The organism is Siccirubricoccus soli (genome assembly GCF_024178315.1).
In the GTDB taxonomy this organism is placed as follows: domain Bacteria; phylum Pseudomonadota; class Alphaproteobacteria; order Acetobacterales; family Acetobacteraceae; genus Siccirubricoccus; species Siccirubricoccus soli.
In genome coordinates this window covers 1-1915 of the sequence record NZ_JAMZIK010000143.1, presented here as the reverse complement: position 1 = coordinate 1915, position 1915 = coordinate 1, and the positions used below count along the sequence as shown (strand labels likewise).

Annotated in this window: 5 protein-coding genes; 4 read left to right on the top strand and 1 reads right to left on the bottom strand. The window is 66.9% G+C overall.

Going from position 1 to position 1915, the window contains the following annotated elements:
* Nucleotides 1-208 precede the first annotated feature (208 nt).
* The 4 genes from NJ376_RS20995 (at nucleotide 209) to NJ376_RS29420 (ending at nucleotide 1706) form a co-directional block, all read left to right on the top strand.
* Complete coding sequence (locus tag NJ376_RS20995; protein WP_456309669.1) at nucleotides 209-544, top strand: hypothetical protein; 336 nt, start codon at nucleotides 209-211, stop codon at nucleotides 542-544.
* 13 nt (nucleotides 545-557) lie between these two features.
* Nucleotides 558-926, top strand: coding sequence for a hypothetical protein (locus NJ376_RS20990; protein WP_252955240.1), 369 nt, complete (start codon nucleotides 558-560; stop codon nucleotides 924-926).
* 213 nt (nucleotides 927-1139) lie between these two features.
* A complete protein-coding gene (locus NJ376_RS20985) occupies nucleotides 1140-1355 on the top strand; it encodes a hypothetical protein (RefSeq protein WP_252955239.1) in 216 nt (71 codons plus the stop codon).
* 18 nt (nucleotides 1356-1373) lie between these two features.
* Nucleotides 1374-1706 (top strand): DNA methyltransferase, encoded by a 333-nt coding sequence (locus NJ376_RS29420; protein WP_252955238.1) that lies wholly within the window; start codon nucleotides 1374-1376, stop codon nucleotides 1704-1706.
* A gap of 12 nt (nucleotides 1707-1718) precedes the next feature.
* Here the strand turns inward: NJ376_RS29420 and NJ376_RS20975 are convergent.
* The coding region (locus NJ376_RS20975; RefSeq protein ID WP_252955237.1) for a transposase at nucleotides 1719-1915 on the bottom strand (197 nt) is incomplete at its 5' end.

Genomic DNA, 1915 nt, shown 5'->3' with positions numbered 1-1915 from the left:
GCCCCGGTCGCCGCCGACACCCGCCAGGAAGCCGCTCCAGTAGGCCAGATCCATGGCCCTCGGCGCGGTGCCCAGCGTGTTCTCCAGCACGGCGGAGAGGAAATCGGCGTCGTCCAGGCGGGTCCGGTCGGTCGCGGTTTGCCTGAGATGCGTCATGCCGCGCGCTCCACTGCGGTGATGAGGTAGTTTCGCCGAGGGGCATCCCCGGGTGCTGGCCTACGTCAAGAACCAGGGCCTGGGGCTGGAAGCGCCCTACCTGCTCGGCTCCCAGCCGCACCGCTACCGGCCGGACTTCATCCTGCGCATCGATGACGGCCAGGCGGAGCCACTGCCCCTAATCGTTGAGGTCAAGGGCTACCGCGGCGAGGACGCGAAGGAGAAGGCCCTCACCATGCACGCCTACTGGGTGCCGGGCGTGAATGGATTGCAGGGTCTCGGCCGCTGGGCCTTCGCCGAATTCACGGAGGTCTTCGCGATCGAGGCCGAGTTCGGCCGCCTGATGGAATCGCTCGGTGCGGGGCAGCAGGTCGCGGCGGCGGCCTGAGGGGGAATTCGACATGGCGGGTGAGACACAGCAGGCGTGCTTCCTGGCGCTGCTGGAGGAGATGGGCGGCTCGGCCGGCAATGGCGCACTGCGCGAGGCGCTGGGCTGGCAGGAGACGACCTACGACCGGGTGAAGGAGGCGCTGGTCGAGGCGGGCCGCATCGGGCGTGGCCGTGGCGGCTCCGTCCATCTGGTGGCGCCGGATGGTGGCCCTGCCGCCGTGAAGCCCGCCGCCGTGGTCGCCCCGCGCGCGGCCGCCATGGCGCAGGCGGCGGCGCCTGCAAGGCGGGTCGAGGCCGCAGCTACGCCGCGTCCGGTGCCGAGCTACCGTCACGCCGAGGACTCGCGGAAGAACATCCGGCCGCCGAGTTGGAGACGGTGATGCGGCCGGAGGACCGGACGCCGATCCGGCTGGCCTATGAGCGGCGGAACCGCGACCTCGACCCGCAGCTCGTCTGGCACGGCAAGGACGAGCGGGACTGGTCGGACCTGATTGTCCAGGCGCCGCCGCTCTATATCCAGGAGAAGGTGCATCCCCCAGGCGCTAGTGGAGGATCTGAAGCGCCGCAGCCGGACGAAGCGGCCGGGGCCGACGATGCCGGACCTCTTCGCCGACTTCAACGGGCTGCCGCACCGGGACGTGGCGACCGAGTTCTACCGGCACGACCAGCACTGGTCGAACCGGATGATCCTGGGCGACAGCCTCTCCGTCATGGCGAGCCTGGTGGAGCGCGAGGGGCTGCGCGGGCAGGTGCAGTGCATCTATTTCGACCCACCCTATGGGATCAAATTCAACAGCAACTTCCAGTGAAGCACGACCAGTCGCGACGTGAAGGACGGCGACCGGACGCATGTGACGCGGGAGCCGGAGCAGGTGCGGGCGTTCCGTGACACCTGGCGCGATGGCATCCACTCCTACCTGAGCTACCTGTGTGACCGGCTGACGGTAGCGCGTGACTTGCTCCACGAGAGCGGCAGCATCTTCGTGCAGATCGGGGATGAGAACGTCCATTGCGTACAAGCGGTGATGGATGAGGCGTTCGGCGAGGATAATTTCTGCTCTTTCATCGCTTTTCAGAAGACAACAGGATCAACAACCGAGACCATACCTGCGACCCACGACTGTATTCTGTTCTTCCAACGGCAATATACGTCCAATTAGAGCGTTTTCCGATCAGTTTGCGTCGTACCCGGCTGCGGCGAAGGAGCTGTCGCACTCGGTCGGGGTGAAGGTCTCGCTGATGCGGCCGATGGTGTGCCAGAGGTCATCGAGGGTGCGCGCAGCCGCCTTGCGCAGCATGGCTTTCAGCTTGGCAAAGGCCTGCTCGATGGGGTTGAAGTCCGGGCTGTAGGGCGGGAGGCAGAGCAGAT